Below are 19070 nucleotides of genomic sequence, written 5' to 3'. Positions count from 1 at the left end.
CCCTTCCCTCAGAACAACCAGTTGACGCTGCGGCGGAAAAAGCCGGGGCGGTCCTGCGGTGCGGGCTCGGCGCCCTCGACCAGCAGGGCGTAGGAATCCTGGTACCAGGCGCTGCCGGGATAGTTGAAGCCCAGCACCGAGGCAGTGCGCCGCGCTTCGTCGGTCAGGCCGAGCGAGATGTAGATCTCGGTCAGGCGGTGCAGCGCCTCGGGCACGTGGTTGGTGGTCTGGTATTCGTCGACCACGCGGCGGAATCGGCCGATCGCGGCGGAGAGCAGGCCCTGCCGCTGGTAGTAGCGCCCGACATGCATCTCGCGGCCCGCCAGGTGATCGCGCGCCAGGTCCATCTTGAGCCGCGCGTCGCGCGCGTAGGAGGTGTCGGGGAAACGGTTCACCACATCCTGCAGCGCATTCATCGCGACGATGGTCTGCTGCTGGTCGCGCTGCGCGTCGTTGATCTGTTCGTACTGCGACAGCGCGCGCAGGTAATACGCATAGGCGATGTCGCGATGCGCCGGATGCAGTTGGATGAAGCGATCCAGCGCGCCGATCGCCTCGGTGTAGCGGTTGCGCGTGTAGTCGGCATAGGCCGCCATCAGCTTCGCATTGGTCGCCCAGGTCGAATACGGGTGCTCGCGCTCCACCGCGTCGAACAGGTCGACGGCGCGCTGGAAGCGGTTGGCGCGCAGTTCCTGCATGCCGGCGGCGTAGAGCGCCTCGGGCGACTGGTCGGCGGCATCGGCGGCAATCACGCCGGGCGCGAGCGACGGATCCGCGCCGGTTCCCTGCTGGAACCGCCCGCAGGCGGCCAGGGCAACGAGGAGGAGGAGCGGGAGGGCAAGGCGAATCATCGGGGGAGCCATGAGGTCGGGCCGCTGTATATCATGGCGAAGCCCCCGCCCGCCAAGCCGCCGCCGTCAGGCGATGGCAGGGGCCGCGGCCGCGCGCACGGGCGTCGCGGCCAGGCCTTCGGACATCGCCGGCAGGCCGGTCATGCGCCAGGCGGTGGAATCGGCGAAGAGCGCCCGCAGCACGCGGTTGTTGAGCGCGTGGCCCGAGCGCGCGCCGCGGAACCGCCCGCGGATCGGCGCACCGGCCAGGGCCAGGTCGCCCACCACGTCGAGCATCTTGTGGCGCACGAATTCGTCAGGACGGCGCAGCCCGCCCGGGTTCAGCACCATCGGGCCGTCCACCACCACGGCATTGGCCAGGCTGCCGCCCTGCGCCAGGCCGACGGCGCGCAGCCGCGCGACATCCTCGGCCAGGGTGAAGGTGCGCGCATCGGCCAGGGCTTCGCGGAAGGCGAGGGGCGAGAGGCGCAGCGCCAGCGCCTGGCGGCCGATCGCGGTGTTCGGGAAGTCGATCTCAAGGTCGATGTCGAAGGCGGGCTCGCGGCCGGGCAGGAGTTCGGCGAAGGCGCCGCCGGCTTCCTCGATGCGGACCGGGCGCAGCACCTCGATCGCGAGGCGCGGCGCCGCGGTGGTGACGATGCCGGCGCAGTCGATCAGGAACAGGAAGGGGGCGGCGGAGCCGTCCATGATCGGCACTTCGGGGCCGTCGACCTCGACCACGGCGTCGTCGATGCCGCTGCCGGCCAGCGCCGCCATGACATGTTCGATCGTGGAGATGGTCGCGTCGCCATCACCGATGGCGGTGCACAGCCGCGTATCCACCACGCGGTCGAACAGCGCGGGAATGTCGCGGCCGAGGTCTGTGCGGCGGAACACGATGCCGGTGCCCGCGGGGCCGGGGCGCAGCGTGAGCGCGACACGACGGCCGGAATGCAGCCCGGTGCCGACGCACCCGATGGGTGCCTTCAGCGTCCTGCGCCGTCCGTTCTCCGCGGGAAGAAAACCGTCCATAGCCCTCGTGCCTTTCCGGGGCGTCGTGATGGTTTCCGTAACGTGCCGCACCCTGGATGGATGCGGCGGCGAACCGGAGAAACACAACGCCCCGGAACACAGAAGCATTCTGCGATCCGGGGCGCCATTCAAGCCTTGTTTCTCTATATTACGCCGCAAGCCATTGAAGTCATTGTATTAGTGCGGCGCAAAATAAGGCGGAAAAACGGCCGCCGCCGCTCAGGGATTGGACTGGCGGCGCAGGAAGGTCGGAATCTCGAGTCCCATCTCGTCCTGGCCGGCGGGGCGCGCCGGGGCGCGCGGCGCCGGCGCATGCTGCGGCGCCACCGAGGGTTCGACACGCACGGCATGCGGCGCCATGCCGGGCTGCGCCTCGGGCAGGGTGCGCCGCATCATCGTGCTGCTGATGTTGGTTGCGCGCCGGAACAGGCTGGTCATCATGCCCGGCTGCTGGCGCGGCGGCTCGGGCGCACGCGGGGCGGGCTCCGCGTAGGTCGCCGCGGGGCCGACCACGATCGGCGCTTCGACCGGCGCATGGTGCTGGGGCGCATAGGCTTCCGGCGCGGCGGGCTCGGGCAGCGGCTCGGGGGTCGCGTCCACCACCGCCGGGCGCATCGCGGGCATGGCGGCGGGCGCGGCCGGCTGCGCGACGGTGCGGATGAAGGATTGCGGCCCGCGCGCCGGCTGCTGCGCGGGCGCCACATGCTGCGTCGCCACCGCCTGCAGCGGAGCGCCATTGGACACCAGCTTCAGCGGCACCTCGCCACGGCCCGACGATGACGCCACGTCGATGCCGGTCGCAACCACCGAGACGCGCACGCGCCCGTTCATGCCTTCGTCCACCGAGGTGCCGAAGATGATGTTCGCATCCTCGTCCACTTCCTTGCGGATGCGATTGGCGGCGGCGTCGACCTCGAACAGGGTCATGTCGTAGCCGCCGGTGATGTTGATCAGCACGCCCTTGGCGCCCGCCATCGAGATATCGTCGAGCAGCGGGTTGTTGATGGCGGCCTCGGCGGCCTTGGTGGCGCGGTCGTCGCCCTCGCTCTCGCCGGTGCCCATCATGGCCTTGCCCATCTCGGCCATGACGGTGCGGATATCGGCGAAATCCAGGTTCACCATGCCCGGGTTGACCATCAGGTCGGTCACGCCGCGCACGCCCATGTACAGGACGTTGTCGGCCATCTTGAACGCTTCCTGGAAGGTGGTGCGTTCGGTGGCCAGCCTGAACAGGTTCTGGTTCGGGATGACGATCAGCGTATCGACGTATTGCTGCAGTTCCTCGATGCCGGCATCGGAGAACTTGCGCCGCTTCGGCCCCTCGAAGTCGAAGGGCTTGGTCACCACGCCGACCGTCAGCACGCCCTTCTCACGCGCGATGCGCGCGATCACCGGCGCCGCACCCGTGCCCGTGCCACCGCCCATGCCGGCGGTGATGAAGATCATGTGCATGCCTTCGATGTGGCGGGAGAGCTCCTCCATCGCCTCCTCGGCGGCGGCGCGGCCGATCTCGGGCTTGGCGCCGGCACCCAGCCCCTGCGTGAGATGCGGGCCGAGCTGCACGCGCCGTTCGGCGCGCGAATGGAACAGCGACTGGCTGTCGGTATTCGCCACCAGGAATTCGACGCCGTCGAGCCCCATCGCGATCATGTTGTTGACCGCATTGGTGCCGCCGCCGCCAACGCCCACCACGGTGATGCGCGGGCTGAAGTCGGTGTGCTGCTGCTGCGGCACGGTCAGGTTCAGGGTCATGGGCGGGCCTCCTGGATGATCGTGTCTACGCGGTGGAATCGATTCGGGGCGAGCCGCATCACACGCGGTCCTTCACCCAATTCACGAAGCGCCGGAAGGCGCCGCTGGAACGCGCCGGGCCAGGCGCGATGTCGAGCACCGGGCGGCCTTCCCCGGCCCCCCACAGCAGCAACCCGACCGCGCTGGCGAAGCCGGGGCCCGAGGCCGCTTCGGCCAGCCCGCGCACCGGCAGCGGGCGGCCGATCCGCACCTGGCGGTCGAGGATGCGCGCCGCCATCTCCCGCGCGCCGACCATCTGGCTGCCGCCGCCGGTCAGCACGACGCGCGTGCCGCCCTCGCGCCCCAGCGCCGCGGCGTCGAGGCGTTCGCGCACCAGCTCGAAGGTTTCCTCGAGCCGCGGCTTGATGATGTTCACCACCATCGACCGCGGGATGCGCGCGATGGCGTGCTCGTCCTCGCCGAGCAGCGGGACCGGCAGGAATTCGCGGTCGTCGTCCGACCCGCCATGCACGCTGCCGTGCAGGGTTTTGATGCGTTCCGCATGCGTGAGCGGCGTGGCCAGCACGGTCGCGAGGTCGTTGGTCACCTGCCCGCCGCCGATCGCGACCTGCGCGGTGTGGACCAGGTGGCCCTCGCTGAACACCGCCAGCGAGGTGGTGCCGCCGCCCATGTCGATGACCGTCGCGCCGAGCTGCTTCTCGTCATCCACCAACGTCGCGAGGCCGGCGGCGAACGGGGCGGAGACCAGTTCCTCGACTTCGAGATCGCAGCGCAGCAGGCAGGCGCCCAGGTTGCGCAAGGATGCCTGGGAGGCGCTGACCATGTGCAGCCGCGCGCCCAGCGTGTCGCAGATCATGCTGCGCGGATCATCCACGCCGGGCGTGGCATCGACCGTGAAGCCGAGCGGGATGGCATGCACCGTCTCCCGCCCTTCCTCGGAGGTGCGGCGGCGGCCTTCGTGCAGGATGGCGCGCAGATCCTGGTCGGTCACGGCGCGCCCGCCGATCCCCCATTGGATGTGGAGCTGACGGCTGTCGGGCTGCCCGCAGGACAGGTTGACGATCACGCCGGGCAGGCGGGTATCGGCCATTTCCTCGGCCTGGCCGACGGCGGCGCGGATGGCGCGCTCGGCTTCCTCGAGGTCGACGATCGACCCGCCCTTCACGCCGCGGCCCTGGCGCCAGCCGAAGCCCAGCACGCGCGGCGTGCCGTCGCTTTCGATGCGCGCGATCATGCAGACCGCCTTGGTGGAGCCGATATCCAGAACGCCGAAGGTGCCGCTGCGGGCATGGCGGCGGCGGCGCGGCGGCGCGCCGGGTTCGATCGGTGGCGGCAGGCGGGACATCTGGTTCATCCGCGCCGCGCTCCGCCAGGCCGGGGGGTGATGATCTCGCCCGGTTCCGCCTGGCGCGTCGGGCGCAGCACCAGCCGGTCCGGCAGGCGCAGGTCGATCGCGGCGAGCGGGCGGTCGAGCAGCCGCGCCTCCCGCTGCAATTCCGCCAGACGCTGGATGGCGGCGGCCTCGGCACCTTCGGGCAGCAGCACGTCGGTGCCGTTGTGCAGGCGCAGGTTCCAGCGGCGTTCGTGGATGCGCACCATCGCCTGCACGCGGTCGGCCACATCGGCCTCGCGCTTCAGGATGTCGTGCAGCGCGGGCCCCGCCGAATCCGCGCCGGGACCGACCAGCAGCGGCAGCGGGCCGAACTGGTCGAGGCCATCGGCGGCGACCACGCGGCCCTCGCGGTCGATGATCACGAAGCGGGTGTTGTTCTGCCAGATGGCGAAGGGGCGGCGTTCCTCGATGCGCACCAGGATGGTGCCGGGCAGGCGGCGTTCGACATGCGCGGTCTGCACCCAGGCGATGGTCTCGATGCGCGTGCGCGCCGCCTCGGGCGAGAAGTCCAGGATCGGATCCCCGCGCGAGACGCCCAGCGCCGCGCGGATCATGTCCGTCGGCGTGTTGCGGCGCCCTTCGAGGATCACCTGCTGCACCGTCATGCCGAGGGATTCGCCGACATGCGCGAAGCTCTCGGCGACGCCGCGCACGCGCCCGGCGGGATCCACCGCGCGCACCGCCAGCACCACCACGCCAAGCGCGCCGAGGCCCAGCGCGCCATAGATCGCGGGCCGCACCAGCGAACGCCGCCGCTTGACCCAGATGCGCAGCCGCGACGGACGCGAGGGCTCCTTCTGCGGCGCGGAGGTGCGGGCGAGGCGTTCACGCGCCACAGCGGGCCTCCTGCACCATCCAGGCGCACAGCGCTGGGAAGGGGATGCCGCAATGCGCTGCCTGCTCGGGCAGCAGGGAGGTGGGCGTGAGGCCGGGCTGGGTGTTCACCTCCAGCAGCACCAGGCGGTCATTCGCGTCGTCGTAGCGCAGGTCGGCGCGCGACGCGCCGCGGCACCCCAGCGCCTGGTGCGCGCGCAGCGCGATGTCGAGCGCCTGCGCGTAGGTCTCGGGCTTCACCTGCGCGGGCAGCACGTGGCGCGATCCGCCGTCGGCGTACTTGCTCTCGTAGTCGTAGAAGGCGCCGGCATCGGCGATGATGTCGGTGACCGCCAGCGCGCGGTCGCCCATCACGCCGACCGTGAGCTCGCGCCCGGGGATGTAGGATTCCGCCATGGCATGGTCGCCGTAGCGCCAGTCGCGTGCGATCTCGGCGCGCCGGTTGTCGCCCTTCTGCACGATGTGCACGCCGACGGACGATCCCTCGTTCACCGGCTTCACCACATACGGCAGGGGCAGCGGGTCGGCGGCTTCGAGTTCGTCGCGGGTGACCAGCCGGTGTTCCGCGACCGGCAGCCCGGCCTGGCGGAACACCGCCTTGGCGGCGTGCTTGTCCATGGCCAGCGCCGAGGCGCGCAGCCCCGAATGCGTATAGGGCAGGCCAAGCCAGTCGAGCACGCCCTGGATGCAGCCATCCTCCCCGAAGCGGCCGTGCAGCGCGTTGAACACGGCGTCGGGGCGGGGATGCGTCAGTGCCTGGATGACGGCGGTGAGGTCCTGGCCGACCTCGATGGGCGTGACCTCGAAGCCGGCTTCGCGCAGCGCGGCGATGCACTGCTTCCCGGAGGAGAGCGAGACCTCGCGCTCGGCCGAGATGCCGCCATACAGGACTGCGACGTGCCGCGTCATGCCGGCCTCCCGATTCGCCTGATTTCCCACTCGAGCTCGACACCCGTGGCGGCCCGCACGCGCGCGCGCACCTGTTCGCCGAGGGCCTCGATCTCGGCGGCGGTGGCGCCGCCGGTGTTGATCAGGAAGTTGCAGTGCTTCTCGCTGACCTGCGCGGCGCCGAGGCGCAGCCCACGGCAGCCAGCCTGGTCGATCAGCTCCCACGCCTTCTTCGCGCCCGCGGGGTTCTTGAAGGTCGAGCCGCCGGTGCGCGCGCGCACCGGTTGCGTCGCCTCGCGCGCCGCGCGGATGTCGTTGAGGCGCGCGGCGATGACGGCGGCATCACCGCGCATCGCGCGCAAACGCGCACGGGTGACGACGCCGCGGGGCGGCAGCGCGGCGCGGCGATAGGCGAAGTGCAGGTCGGCGCCGGCGAAGCGTTGCACGCCGCGGGCCGTCGCGATCTCCGCCCAGTCGAGCACGTCCTTGATCTCGGCCCCGTAGGCGCCGGCGTTCATCGCCACCGCGCCGCCGATCGTGCCGGGGATGCCGACCAGGAACTCCAGCCCGCCCAGCCCCTGCGCCGCGGCGGTTTCCGCGACCGTGACATCGAGCGCGGCCGCGCCGGCGACGATGCCATCGGCCTCGATCACGACGTCGCCGAACCCGCGCGCCAGGCGGACGGTCACGCCGGCGATCCCGCCATCGCGGATGATCATGTTCGACGCCGCGCCGATGACGGTGAACGGCGTCTCGCCGCGCAGGTCCCGCAGCAGCGCCACCAGGTCGTCCGCATCGGCGGGGCGCACCAGCGCATCCGCCGCGCCGCCCACGCGGAACCAGGTGCCGGCGCCAAGGGGCGCGTCGCGCACCACGCGCCCGCGCAGCGCCGGCACGCCAGCCGGCGGCGCGGCGAGCAGGCCGCGCGCCGGCGGCGTGGCATCCGGGCGATGCGCGGCGGCGGCCATCATTTCATCGCCCCCGCGAGCCGTCCGCGCGCGCGCTGCTGCAGGTCCGTCAACTGCGCCGGCAGCGCATGCGCCCAGGCCGTGATGTTGCCCGCACCCAGGCACACCACGTAGTCGCCCGACTTCGCGATGGCGTGGATCATCTCCGGCAGGGAATCCGGCCCCGGCAACGGCACGACCGACCGATGCCCGCGCGCGCGCAGCCCCTCGACCAGCGCATCCTTGTCCACGCCCTCGATCGGCTGTTCGCCCGCCGCATAGACATCGGCCACGATCACCGTGCCGGCGTCGTTCATGCAGGTGCAGAAATCCTCGAACAGCGTCGCGAGGCGCGTGTAGCGATGCGGCTGCACCACGGCGATGACGTCGCGCGCGCCGGCCTGGCGGGCTGCCTTCAGCACCGCGGCGATCTCGACCGGATGGTGGCCGTAGTCGTCGATCACGCTGATGCCGCCTGCTTCGCCCGTGCGGGTGAAGCGCCGCTTCACGCCCTTGAAGCCGGCGAGAGCCGAGCGGATGGTCGCCTCGTCCACCTCCATCTCGACGCCGATCGCAATCGCTGCGAGCGCATTCTGCACATTGTGCTGGCCCAGCATCGGCAGGCGGAACGGCTTCATGGTCCGCATCCGGCCGGTGCTGCGGTCCGTCACCGTGACTTCGAAGGTAGCGCCCATGCGGTCGGTGATGATGCGCTCGGCGCGCACATCGGCTTGGGGCGAGAAGCCGTAGGTCACGATGCGCCGGTCCGACAGGCGCGGGATCATCGCCTGCACTTCCGGGTGGTCCATGCACAGCACGGCGAAGCCGTAGAAGGGAATGTTGCCGACGAACTGCGCGTAGCCTTCCTTCATGGCATCCCCGGTGCCCCAGTGGTCGAGGTGCTCCGGGTCCATGTTGGTCACCACGGCGACCACGGCCGGCAGCTTCAGGAAGGAGCCGTCGGACTCATCGGCCTCGACCACCATCCAGTCGCCGGAACCCATGCGCGTGTTGGTGCCATAGGCATTGATGATGCCGCCATTGATGACGGTGGGGTCGAGCCGCGCGGCTTCCAGCACCGCGGCGACCAGCGACGTGGTGGTGGTCTTGCCGTGCGTGCCGCCGATGGCGATGGACCATTTCAGGCGCATCAGCTCGGCCAGCATCTCGGCGCGCCGCACGACCGGGATCAGCCGCTTGCGCGCGGCGGTGACTTCGGGATTGTCGCGCTTCACCGCGGTCGAGACGACCACCACCTGCGCATCGCCCAGGTTCGCCGCGTCATGCCCGACCGCGACCGGAATGCCCACGGAGCGCAGGCGCTGGACATTGCTGCCATCGTTGATGTCGCTGCCCTGCACCTGGTAGCCCAGCGTGTGCAGCACCTCGGCGATGCCGGACATGCCGATCCCGCCGATGCCGACGAAGTGGATGGCGCCAATATTCAGCGGCAGCGCGCGCATCAGGCTGTTCCCATGGCAGGCTGGCGGACCAGCGAAAGCACGCGGTCGGCGAGGTCGCGCGCGGCAAGCGGGCGCGCCAGCGCCGAGGCCGCGGCCGCGGCGGATGCCAGCCGCGCCGGCACGCCGAACAGCCCGACCAGACGTTCGGACAACGCCGCGGGCGTGAAGGCGGCCTGCGGATAGACCCAGGCGGCATCGGTCTCGGCCAGCGCGCGTGCATTCGCGCTCTGGTGGTCGTCGATGGCCGAGGGCAGCGGCACCAGCACCGAGGGCCGCCCGGCACAGGCCAGTTCGGCGATGGTCGATGCGCCGGCGCGCGCGATCACCAGATGCGCCGTCGCCAGCCGCCCGGCGATGTCCGGAAAGAACGGCGCGAGATCCGCCACGACGCCGGCATCGCGGTATGCGGTTTCGGTGCGCGCCAGGTCTTCCGCACGGCACTGCTGCGTCACCAGCAGCCGCGCACGGATGGCTTCCGGCAGCGCGGCGATGGCCGGCGGCACCACATCGGCGAAGATCCGCGCGCCCTGGCTGCCGCCGGTGACCAGCAGCCGCAGCGCACCGCCCTCGGGCGGCAGCGCGTAGGGCTGGCCGGCCAGTGCGCTCAGCGCCGGACGCACCGGGTTGCCGACCATCGCGACCGTCGCGCCGGCTGGCACGTTGGTGGTGTTCGGGAAGGACAGCGCGAGCAGGTCGGCCACCCGCGCCATCAGCCGGTTGGCACGGCCGAGCACCGCATTCTGTTCATGCAGCACGATGGCGGGGCGGCGCCGCGCACCCATCAGCCGCGCCGCCGCCAGCGGCGGAAACGAGGCGTAGCCGCCGAAGCCGACAACCGCCGATGGCAGCAGGGCCGCAAGATGGCCGCGCGCCTGCGCCGTGCCGGCGACCAGCGCCATCGTCCCGCGCGCCGCGCCGCGCAGCCCGCGGCCGGACAGTCCCGCGCCGCGCAGCACGAAGCGCTCGGCATTGGCGAAGGCCGCGCTGTCATAGGCAGCGGAGCGCGCATCGGTCATCAGCGCGATGCGCTCGCCGCGGCGCAGCAACTCGGCCGCCAGGGCCTCGGCCGGGAACAGGTGTCCGCCGGTGCCGCCGGCCGCGATGATGATGGGGCGCACGGCCGGGCCTCTCACCGCGCCCCTCCCGCCGCCATCGCGACGGGGGGTTGGGCGTGTTCGGTATCCTCGCCGGCGCGCGATCCGGTGCGGCGGCGCGTCAGCGCCAGCAGCATCCCCATGCCGATCGCGATCGCCAGCACCGACGACCCGCCATAGGACACGAAGGGCAGTGTCATGCCCTTGGTCGGGATCAGGTGCAGAGTCGAGGCCATGTTCACGAAGGCCTGCAGGCCGAATTGCGTGAGCAGCCCGGTGCCCGCCAGCATGACGAACAGGTCGGTCTCGCCCAGCAGGCGCATCAGCCCGCGCACCACGATGAAGGCGAAGACCGCGAGGATGACCAGGCACAGCACCATGCCGAATTCCTCGCCCGCCACGGCGAAGACGAAGTCGGCATGGGCGTCGGGCAGCACGTTCTTGACCCGCCCCTCACCGGGGCCGCGGCCGAGCAGCCCGCCATTCGCGAAGGCCTCCAGCGCCACGCTGACCTGGAAGGAATCGCCCGAGGACGGATCGAGGAAGCGGTGCACGCGCGACTGCACATGCGGGAAGATCAGGTAGGCGCCAACCGCCCCCGCGATGCCGAGCCCACCCACCGCGCCGACCAGGAACAGGTTCATCCCCGCCACGAAGAACTGCGCGAAGAACACCGCGCAGACCACCAGCAGCATGCCGATATCCGGCTGGCCCTTCAGGATCACCGCGACCATCAGGAACAGCCCGACCGCGATGGACGCGCCCCACACCTTGGATCCCGGCAGCTTGCCCTCGGCGATCAGCCAGCCGGCCACCACTGCGAAGAACGGCTTGAGGAATTCCGAGGGTTGCAGCGACAAGCCCGGGATCGGCAGCCAGCGCCGTGCGCCCTTGATCTCCACGCCGACCACCAGCGTCGCGGCCGTCAGCACCAGTGCCGCGGCGAAGCCCAGCAGCGCGAAGCGCCGCACGCCCTTCACCGAAAGCAGCGAGACCGCGACCATCAGCCCCGCCGCCATCGCCAGGTAGGCGACCTGCTTGACGAAGAACATGTGGCGCGACGAGGCGCCGATGCGCTCCGCCACCGCGGGCGAGGCCGCGAGCATCATCACGTAGCCGAAGGCGATCAGCGTCATCAGCGCCGCCAGCGTCCAGCGGTCGACTGTCCACCACCAGCGGCCCAGGACGGACGTGTCGGAGCGGGAGAAGGCCATCAGGCGGCCCTTCCATTCGTCGTGGCGATGGCGCGCGCCAGGTCGCGGAAGCGGTCCCCGCGCGCGTCGAAGCCGGTGAACTGGTCCCAGGAGGCGCAGGCCGGCGAGAGCAGCACGACAGGCGCCGCGCCGCCGAAGGCCGCGGCGGCCGCGGCCGGCACCGCGGCATCGAGCGTGCCGGCGATCTCATGCGGCACGCCATGCGCCGCCAGCGTGCGCGCCAGCACCGGCGCATCGCGCCCGATCAGGAAGGCGCGCGCGATGCGGGGGAACAAGGGAACCAGGCTGTCGACGCCGCCCTCCTTGGCCTCGCCGCCGGCGATCCACACGACGCGGTCATAGGCGGCGAGCGCACGCGCCGCGCTGTCCGCATTGGTCGCCTTGCTGTCGTTGACGAACACAACGCCGCGCGTCTGCGCCACACGCTCGAGGCGATGCGGCAGCCCGGCGAAGGTCATCAGCCCCGCGGCGATCTCATCACGCGCCAGCCCGAGCACACGACACGACGCAACAGCCGCCGCCGCATTCTGCGCATTGTGGCTGCCCGGCAGAGCGCGCGCGTCGCGAAGGTCGCACAGCGCGCCATCATCGTCGCGCAGCACGTGCCCTTCGGCCCACACACCACCGGGCTGCGGCGTGAGGCCTGAAATCGGCACGATCCGCGCTGCCAGCCCGGCGGCCATCGCCGCCGTCATCGCATCATCCTGGCCCAGCACCGTGACATCCCCGCGCGACTGCCGCGCGAAGATTCGCGCCTTGGCAGCGGCATAGCCGGCCATGTCGCCATGGCGGTCGAGGTGATCGGCGCTGAGGTTCAGCATGACAGCCACGTTGAAGCGCAGCGTGGCGATTCGCTCCAACATGTAGGACGACATTTCGAGGGTATAGACCCCCTCGGACCCCAAGATGTTGAGTGACAGGGCCGGCGGGCCGAGATTGCCCCCCACTTCAGCCTCGCGCCCCGCACCCGTCAGCAGGTGGTGGATCAGCGCCGTGGTGGTGGATTTCCCGTTGGTGCCCGTGACGCCGACGAAGCGCGCGCGCGACTGCGCGGCGAGCACCGCGCGATACAGGAATTCCACGTCAGACAGGATCGGCGCGCCGGCCGCGCGCGCCGCATCGGCCGCCGGATGCGCGCGCGGCAACAGATGCGCGATGCCCGGCGAGAGCAGCAGCGCATCGGCGCGGAAACGACCCTCGGACGGATCGCGCAAGGTCAGCCCCGCGGCCGCGGCAGCGCGGCGCTGCGCCTCGCCATCATCCCAGGCCTCGACCTCCGCGCCCCACTCCGACAGGCGCAACGCCGCCGGCAGCCCGGCACGGCCGAGCCCGACGACGGCGATGCGTGCGCCCAGGAAGGGGGTGAAGGGCGGGGCCGGCATGCTCATCGAATCTTCAGCGTGCTGAGGCCGACGAGGGCGAGGATCATCGCGATGATCCAGAAGCGGATGACGATGGTCGCCTCCGCCCAGCCCTTCTTCTCGAAGTGGTGGTGCAGTGGCGCCATCAGGAACACGCGCCGACCGGTGCGCTTGAACCAGAAGACCTGGATGATGACCGAGACGGTCTCGACCACGAACAGCCCGCCGACGATCGCCAGCACGATCTCGTGCTTGGTCGCGACCGCCAGCGCGCCCAGCGCGCCACCCAGCGCCAGCGACCCGGTATCCCCCATGAACACCGCCGCCGGCGGGGCGTTGAACCACAGGAAGCCGAGTGCGGCGCCGATCAGCGCCGAGGCGAAGACCGCGAGCTCACCGGTGCCCGGCACGTAGTGCAGCTGCAGGTAGTCGGCGAAGATGCGGTTGCCGACGAGATAGGCGATCAGCGCGAACACCGCCGCCGCGATCATCACCGGCACGATCGCCAGGCCATCCAGCCCGTCGGTCAGGTTCACCGCATTCGACGACCCCATCATCACCAGCATGCCCACCAGCGGGAACAGCAGGCCGAAGGGGATCAGCAGCTCCTTGAACACCGGCACGGCCAGCGTGTCCGCGAGCGGGCCGGGCATCAGCCAGGTGATCCAGACCGCCGCCACCAGGCCGAGCCCGGCCTGCACCGCCAGCTTCATCCGCCCCGACACGCCCTTGGTGTTGCGCTTGGTCACCTTCAGCCAGTCATCGGCGAAGCCCAGCGCGCCGTAGCCCACGGTCACCAGCAGCACCGCCCAGACCATCCCCGAGCGCAGGTCGGCCCACAGCAGCGTCGAGACCGCGAGGGCGAGCAGGATCATCACCCCGCCCATGGTCGGCGTGCCCTTCTTCTCGATCAGGTGGCGCTCGGGGCCGTCGTCGCGGATCGGCTGGCCACCGCGCTGGAAGGACCGCAGCCAGCGGATGATGGCGCTGCCGAAGACCAGGCAGATCAGCAGCGCCGTCATCGCCGCCGCGCCGGCCCGGAAGGTGTGGTAGCGCGCCAGGTTGAAGAGCTGGAATTCGTCGGCGAGGGGAAACAGGAAATTGTAGATCATGCGGGCGGGCTTTCGGTCAGCGCGTGCACCACGGCCTTCATGCCGGTGGCGAGGCTGCCCTTCACGAGGATGGTGTCGCCGTCGCGCAGCGCGGCGCGGACCAGCGGGGCGAGGTCGATCGAGGTCTCCCGCCAGCCGCCGACCATCGCCGGCGGCAGGGCATCGAGCGTATGGCGCATCAGCGGCGCGCAGGCGAAGACCAGGTCTGCGGCATCGCGCAGATGCGGCGCGAGGTCGCGATGCTCGTTCTCCGCGAAGTCGCCGAGCTCGCCCATCTGGCCGAGCGCCGCGATGCGCCGCCGCGCCGGCAGCAGCTTCAGCAGCGCCAGCGCGGCGCGCATCGACGGCGGCTGGCCGTTATAGGCCTCGTCGAGCAGCAGCGCCGTCCCGCCATCGGGGGTCGCGATGCGGCGCCGGTCGCCGCGGCCGGGCAGGGCGCGGAATTCGGCCAGCGCCGCCGCCCCCATGGCGATGTCGGCGCCGATCGCCGCCGCCGCCGCAAGGGCAGCGACCGCGTTGCGCGCCATGTGCAGCCCTGGCGTGCCAAGGCGAAACTCCACCCGCGTGCCGAGGATCTCCGCCGCGATGTCGCTGCCCTCGGCGTCGGCGGCGATGCGGGTGGCGCGGGCATCGCCGCCCTCGCCGAAGGTCAGCACGCGCGCCGTGGCGGCGGCGGCGCGCAGGATCGGCAGCTGCGGGCTGTCGGCGGGCAGGATGGCGATGCCGCCTGGCTCCAGCCCCTCGGCGATCGAGCCCTTCTCGCGCGCGATCGCCTCCAGGCTGCCCATGTGGCCGATATGCGCGGCCTCGATCGCGGTGATCAGCGCGACATGCGGGCGGGCGAGGCGGGCCAGCGGCGCGATCTCGCCGGGATGGTTCATGCCGATCTCGATGACCGCGAAGGCGCTGTCGCGCGGCGTGCGGGCCAGGGTCAGCGGCACGCCCCATTGGTTGTTGTACGACGCGACCGCGGCATGCGTCGCACCGCTGGCGGCGAGGATGGCGCGCAGCATCTCCTTGGTGCTGGTCTTGCCGACCGAACCGGTGACGGCGATGACGCGCGCCGCGCTGCGCGTCCGCCCGGCGGCACCGAGCGCCGTCAGGCCCGCCAGCGTATCGCCCACCCGCAGCAGCGGGGCATCGGCTGCGACACCCGGCGGATCGCAATCCACCAGCGCCGCCGCCGCGCCCCTGTCCAGCGCCTGCGCCACGAAATCATGGCCGTCGCGCGCATCGCGCAGCGCGACGAACAGGTCGCCCGTCGCGATCGAGCGCGTGTCGATCGACAGGCCGGTCACCGCGACATCGGCCGCGAGCGTGCCACCCGTGGCGGCGCGCAGTTCCGCGCTCGTCCATAGCGGGGTCATGGCGTCACGCCCGCGAGGCGGCGCACCACCGCGACATCGTCGAAGGGGTGGATGATGCCGGCGATCTCCTGGCCGCTCTCATGCCCCTTGCCGGCCACCGCGAGCACGTCGCCGGGGCGCAGCTCCGCCAGCGCCGCGGCGATCGCCGTCTCGCGCGCGCCGGCATCGATCGCGCCAGGCGCACCGGCCAGCACGGCGGCGCGGATCGCCGCGGCGTCCTCGCTGCGCGGATTGTCGTCGGTGACCCAGACGCGATCGGCGCCGGCCGCCGCGGCGGCGCCCATCAGCGGGCGCTTGCCCGGGTCGCGGTCACCGCCGGCGCCGAACAGCATGTGCAGGCGCCCGGCGGTGTGCGGGCGCAGCGCCCCCAGCAGCCGCACCAGCGCATCCGGCGTATGTGCGTAGTCCACATAGACCGCGGCGCCGTTGCCGAGCACGGCGGCGCGCTCCATCCGCCCGCGCACGCCGGCCAGCCGCGGCAGCGCGGCGAAGACATTGTCGGCAGGCAGCCCGGCCCCCACCGCCAGCGCGGCCGCCAGCAGCGCATTGTCGGCCTGGAAGCGGCCGGGCAGCGGCAGCAGCACCTGGTGGCGCGCGCCGAAGGCTTCGACCAGCAGCGCCTGGCCGTCCGGCAGCGGGCGCGCCGCCAGCAGGCGGACCGCGTCGCCATCCTCGCCCACCGTGAGCAGGCGCAGCCGACGCTTCGCGGCGATGGCGCGCAGCGCCTCCAGGGTCGACGGCTCCATGCCGGTGACGGCGGCCGCGACGGCGCCCGTCGGCAGCAGCGTGTCGAACAGCCGCAGCTTGGCGGCACGATAGGCCTGGATCGACCCGTGATAGTCGAGGTGGTCGCGCGTCAGGTTGCTGAATCCCGCCGCCGCAAGCACCACGCCATCGAGCCGCCGCTGGTCGAGCCCGTGCGACGACGCCTCCATCGCCGCCGCGCCGATGCCCGCGCGCGCCAGGGCGGCCAGCGTCGCATGCAGCGCGACCGGGTCGGGCGTGGTCAGCGAGGGTCCGGGCGGGAAGCCCTCCGCCACCAGGCCGAGCGTGCCGAGCGATGCCGCACGCTCACCGCAGCCGCTCCAGATCTGCCGCAGGAAATCGACCGTGCTGGTCTTGCCGTTGGTGCCCGTGACGGCCACCACGCTGCGCGGTTGCGCGCCATGGAAGGCGGCGGCCATCAGCGCCAGCGTGCGCCGCGGGTCGTCACTGGCGATCAGCGGGCGCACCGGCACGCCCGGCGGCCATTCGGTGCCGGCGGGCGCGATCACCGCCGCCGCGCCGCGTTCCACCGCATCGGCGATGAAGGCGCGCCCATCGGCGCGCAGGCCGGGCAGCGCGGCGAAGACCATGCCGGGTGCGACGGCGCGGCTGTCGGCGGTGAGGCCGGCAATCGCCGCATCCTCCGACAGGCCGGGAAGGCCGGCGCGGCGCATCATCTCACCGAGGCGCAAGGCCGGCCTCCCGCTGCGGCGTCGCAGCGGCGGGCGTGGCGGCAGGGCGCGGCGCGGCAGGCTGGGCGGCAGGGCGCGCCGCCGGGCGCGGCGTGGTGGCCGCCGGCACGGCGATGCCCGGGATGCCGCGCCCGTTCATCGGTGCGGCGAGCGCGCGCTGGATCTCCGGCGTGGCGGGTTCGGGCAGCATGCCGAGGATCGGCGCGATGCGCTGCACCACCATCCCCGCCGCCGGCGCGGCCACCCAGCCGGCGGTGGCGAAGCCGTGGCTGCGCGCGTTGGGCTTGGGTTCGTCGACCATGACGTAGATCGCGTAGCGCGGCGCATGCATCGGGAAGGCGCCGACGAAGGCGGCGATGCGCTTGTTCTCGAGGTAGCCCCCGCGCGGGCCGGTCTTCTGCGCCGTGCCGGTCTTGCCGCCCACGAAATACCCCGGCACCTCGGCCGAGCGGCCCGACCCGTCGGTCACCACCAGGCGCATGAAGCGGCGCATCAGGTCGGATGTGCGTTCGCTGAGCACGCGCGTGCCCTCGCGCTCGACGCCGGGCTGCTGCCACAGGATGGTCGGCTGGCGCAGGATGCCGCCGTTGACGATGGTGGCACCCGCGGTCGCGACATGCAGCGGCGTCACGGAAATCCCGTGCCCGAAGCCGATCGTCATGGTGTTGAGCTCGCGCCAGGTGCGCTGGCCGGGCACCAGCGGCAGCGCCGTTTCCGGGATCTCGATGCGCATGCGCGAGGTCATGCCCATGCGCTGCATGAATTCGCGGTGGCGGTTCACGCCCACCGCCGCGGCCATGTGCGCCGAGGCGAGGTTGGACGAATAGGCCAGGATCTCCGGCAGCGCGAGCCAACGGTTCTTGCCGCGATAGTCGTTGATCTCGTGCCGCCCGACGCGGATCGGGCGCGAGGCATCGTAGCCGCCCCAGGGCTGCACCGTGCCGTAGTCGAGTGCCATCGCCGCGGTCAGCAGCTTGAAGGTCGAACCCGGTTCGTACACGCCGACGGTCACGCGGTTGAACCGCTGGTCCACCGTGGCGGCGCCGACATCATTGGCGTCGTAGTCGGGCAGGCTGACCATGGCCAGCACTTCGCCGGTATGGACATCCATCACCACGCCGGCGCCGCCGATGCCGTTGAATTCCGTGATGCCGCGCTGCACCGCGTCGCGCAGCGCCAGCTGCACGCGGATATCCAGCGACAGGCGCAGGCGTTCATTGGCCTGGGTGCGCAGGCGTTCGTCGTGGAAGCGTTCCACGCCGGCAATGCCCTGGCCGTCCACGTCGACGCCGCCGATGATGTGCGCGGCGGTGCGGCCCTGCGGGAAGTAGCGGCGCTCCGCTTCCTCGAAGTGCAGGCCGGGGATGCCCAGCGCATTGACCTGGGCGACCTCGCGCGGGGTCAGCGCACGCGCGATATAGGCGAATTGCCGCTCGCCGGTCAGCCGTGCCACCAGGCGCTCGCGGTCGAGCTGCGGCAGCACGCGGCGCAGGCGGTCGGCGACCTCACCTGGATTGTCGATCTGCCGGGGGTTCGCATAGAGCGCGGTCAGCGGCAGCGACACCGCGAGGATCTCGCCATTGCGGTCGGTTACGGTGGCGCGCGCGACGGGCGCCTCGGCGGCCGGCGCGGGCGGGCGCGACAGCGCGGCGGCGCGGCGGCCTTCCGCGGGATTCAGCACCGTCGCCATGGCCAGCTTCAGCGCCACCGCACCGAACAGGCCGGCGAAGCCGAAGGCGGCGATCACCAGCCGGCCGCGCGTGCGTTCCAGGATGGCGCGGCGCATCAGGTCGGGCTGCGTGACGCGCACCAGCGTGCGTGCCGGGGCCTCGGTCGCGGCGGCGCGGCGCAGGACCGGGCTGCTCGCGGGCACCGCGTCGGGTTGCGGGGGGCGCATCGTCACCGGGGGCGGGACGACGGTCATGCCGCGCGTTCCATCGCCGACGCGCGCCGGCGGCCCGCAGAGATCGGGATGCGGCGCATCAGCGGGCGCCCGGCAGCGTCGCCGCCGCGGCGCGCGCGATCGGCACCGGCGGCGCGAGGGTGGGGCCGCTGCCACCCAGCGAGGAGACGATGGCCGGCGCGGTGATCGGCGCGGCGACGCGCTGCGCTGCGATGGCGGCGGCCGGGCGTTCGACATGCAGCGCGGCGCGCACGGGGGCGGGCGGTGGCGCCGGGCGCGGCGCGACGGCGCGCCGCCATCCTGCGGCCCTGCTCCCATCGGCGGTTGTCGGCCTCCGCCGCTACGCCTCGTTTCCCCCACTGCCGGCGGCGCCGCTCATCGGTGCCCCGCGCCGCCCCGCTCTCTGCCTGCCTTACCCGACCG

General features: G+C 72.1%; 16 protein-coding genes. All 16 read right to left on the bottom strand.

Annotated elements, in window-relative coordinates; genetic code table 11:
• Positions 1-8 precede the first annotated feature (8 nt).
• The 16 genes from LQ222_RS14210 to LQ222_RS14135 all read right to left on the bottom strand — a co-directional run bounded on the left by LQ222_RS14210 (position 9) and on the right by LQ222_RS14135 (position 18900).
• The gene (locus tag LQ222_RS14210) at positions 9-851 is read right to left on the bottom strand and encodes an outer membrane protein assembly factor BamD (protein ID WP_230167354.1); all 843 of its coding nucleotides are present in this window, start codon (positions 849-851) and stop codon (positions 9-11) included.
• A gap of 66 nt (positions 852-917) precedes the next feature.
• Positions 918-1862, bottom strand: a complete 945-nt coding sequence (gene lpxC, locus LQ222_RS14205; RefSeq protein ID WP_230167352.1) for a UDP-3-O-acyl-N-acetylglucosamine deacetylase — start codon at positions 1860-1862, stop codon at positions 918-920.
• Between the two features lie 219 nt (positions 1863-2081).
• Positions 2082-3614: a cell division protein FtsZ gene (gene ftsZ / locus LQ222_RS14200; RefSeq protein ID WP_230167350.1), complete on the bottom strand. Its 1533-nt coding sequence runs from the start codon at positions 3612-3614 to the stop codon at positions 2082-2084.
• A gap of 58 nt (positions 3615-3672) precedes the next feature.
• Positions 3673-4968 (bottom strand): cell division protein FtsA, encoded by a 1296-nt coding sequence (gene ftsA / locus LQ222_RS14195; RefSeq protein WP_230167349.1) that lies wholly within the window; start codon positions 4966-4968, stop codon positions 3673-3675.
• Positions 4965-5843: a cell division protein FtsQ/DivIB gene (locus tag LQ222_RS14190; protein WP_230167347.1), complete on the bottom strand. Its 879-nt coding sequence runs from the start codon at positions 5841-5843 to the stop codon at positions 4965-4967. Before LQ222_RS14190 ends, ftsA begins: the two co-directional genes overlap by 4 nt.
• Entirely contained in the window at positions 5833-6750 is a 918-nt protein-coding gene (locus tag LQ222_RS14185; protein ID WP_230167345.1) for a D-alanine--D-alanine ligase, read from the bottom strand. Before LQ222_RS14185 ends, LQ222_RS14190 begins: the two co-directional genes overlap by 11 nt.
• On the bottom strand, positions 6747-7649 hold the full coding sequence (gene murB / locus LQ222_RS14180; RefSeq protein WP_374202169.1) for a UDP-N-acetylmuramate dehydrogenase: 903 nt from the start codon (positions 7647-7649) through the stop codon (positions 6747-6749). Before murB ends, LQ222_RS14185 begins: the two co-directional genes overlap by 4 nt.
• Before the next feature lie 47 nt (positions 7650-7696).
• Complete coding sequence (murC, locus tag LQ222_RS14175) at positions 7697-9139, bottom strand: UDP-N-acetylmuramate--L-alanine ligase (protein ID WP_230167341.1); 1443 nt, start codon at positions 9137-9139, stop codon at positions 7697-7699.
• On the bottom strand, positions 9139-10257 hold the full coding sequence (murG, locus tag LQ222_RS14170) for an undecaprenyldiphospho-muramoylpentapeptide beta-N-acetylglucosaminyltransferase (protein ID WP_230167339.1): 1119 nt from the start codon (positions 10255-10257) through the stop codon (positions 9139-9141). The genes murC and murG overlap by 1 nt, the downstream gene beginning before the upstream one ends.
• Positions 10258-10268: 11 nt before the next feature.
• A complete protein-coding gene (locus LQ222_RS14165; protein WP_230167337.1) occupies positions 10269-11447 on the bottom strand; it encodes an FtsW/RodA/SpoVE family cell cycle protein in 1179 nt (392 codons plus the stop codon).
• Positions 11447-12829, bottom strand: a complete 1383-nt coding sequence (murD, locus tag LQ222_RS14160; RefSeq protein ID WP_374202168.1) for a UDP-N-acetylmuramoyl-L-alanine--D-glutamate ligase — start codon at positions 12827-12829, stop codon at positions 11447-11449. Before murD ends, LQ222_RS14165 begins: the two co-directional genes overlap by 1 nt.
• 2 nt (positions 12830-12831) lie before the next feature.
• On the bottom strand, positions 12832-13920 hold the full coding sequence (gene mraY / locus LQ222_RS14155) for a phospho-N-acetylmuramoyl-pentapeptide-transferase (RefSeq protein WP_230167334.1): 1089 nt from the start codon (positions 13918-13920) through the stop codon (positions 12832-12834).
• Positions 13917-15287, bottom strand: coding sequence for a UDP-N-acetylmuramoyl-tripeptide--D-alanyl-D-alanine ligase (murF, locus tag LQ222_RS14150; protein ID WP_230167332.1), 1371 nt, complete (start codon positions 15285-15287; stop codon positions 13917-13919). The genes mraY and murF overlap by 4 nt, the downstream gene beginning before the upstream one ends.
• A complete protein-coding gene (locus LQ222_RS14145; RefSeq protein ID WP_230167497.1) occupies positions 15284-16729 on the bottom strand; it encodes a UDP-N-acetylmuramoyl-L-alanyl-D-glutamate--2,6-diaminopimelate ligase in 1446 nt (481 codons plus the stop codon). The genes murF and LQ222_RS14145 overlap by 4 nt, the downstream gene beginning before the upstream one ends.
• Before the next feature lies 1 nt (position 16730).
• Positions 16731-18668 carry a penicillin-binding protein 2 gene (locus tag LQ222_RS14140; protein ID WP_230167330.1) on the bottom strand — a complete coding sequence of 646 codons (1938 nt, stop codon included), beginning with the start codon at positions 18666-18668 and terminating at the stop codon, positions 16731-16733.
• A gap of 58 nt (positions 18669-18726) precedes the next feature.
• Positions 18727-18900: a hypothetical protein gene (locus LQ222_RS14135; protein WP_230167328.1), complete on the bottom strand. Its 174-nt coding sequence runs from the start codon at positions 18898-18900 to the stop codon at positions 18727-18729.
• Between the last annotated feature and the right edge of the window lie 170 nt (positions 18901-19070).

Origin of the sequence: Roseomonas sp. CECT 9278, from assembly GCF_918698155.1 — a bacterium.
Classification (GTDB): domain Bacteria; phylum Pseudomonadota; class Alphaproteobacteria; order Acetobacterales; family Acetobacteraceae; genus Neoroseomonas.
This window is presented reverse-complemented; position numbering and strand designations above follow the sequence as displayed.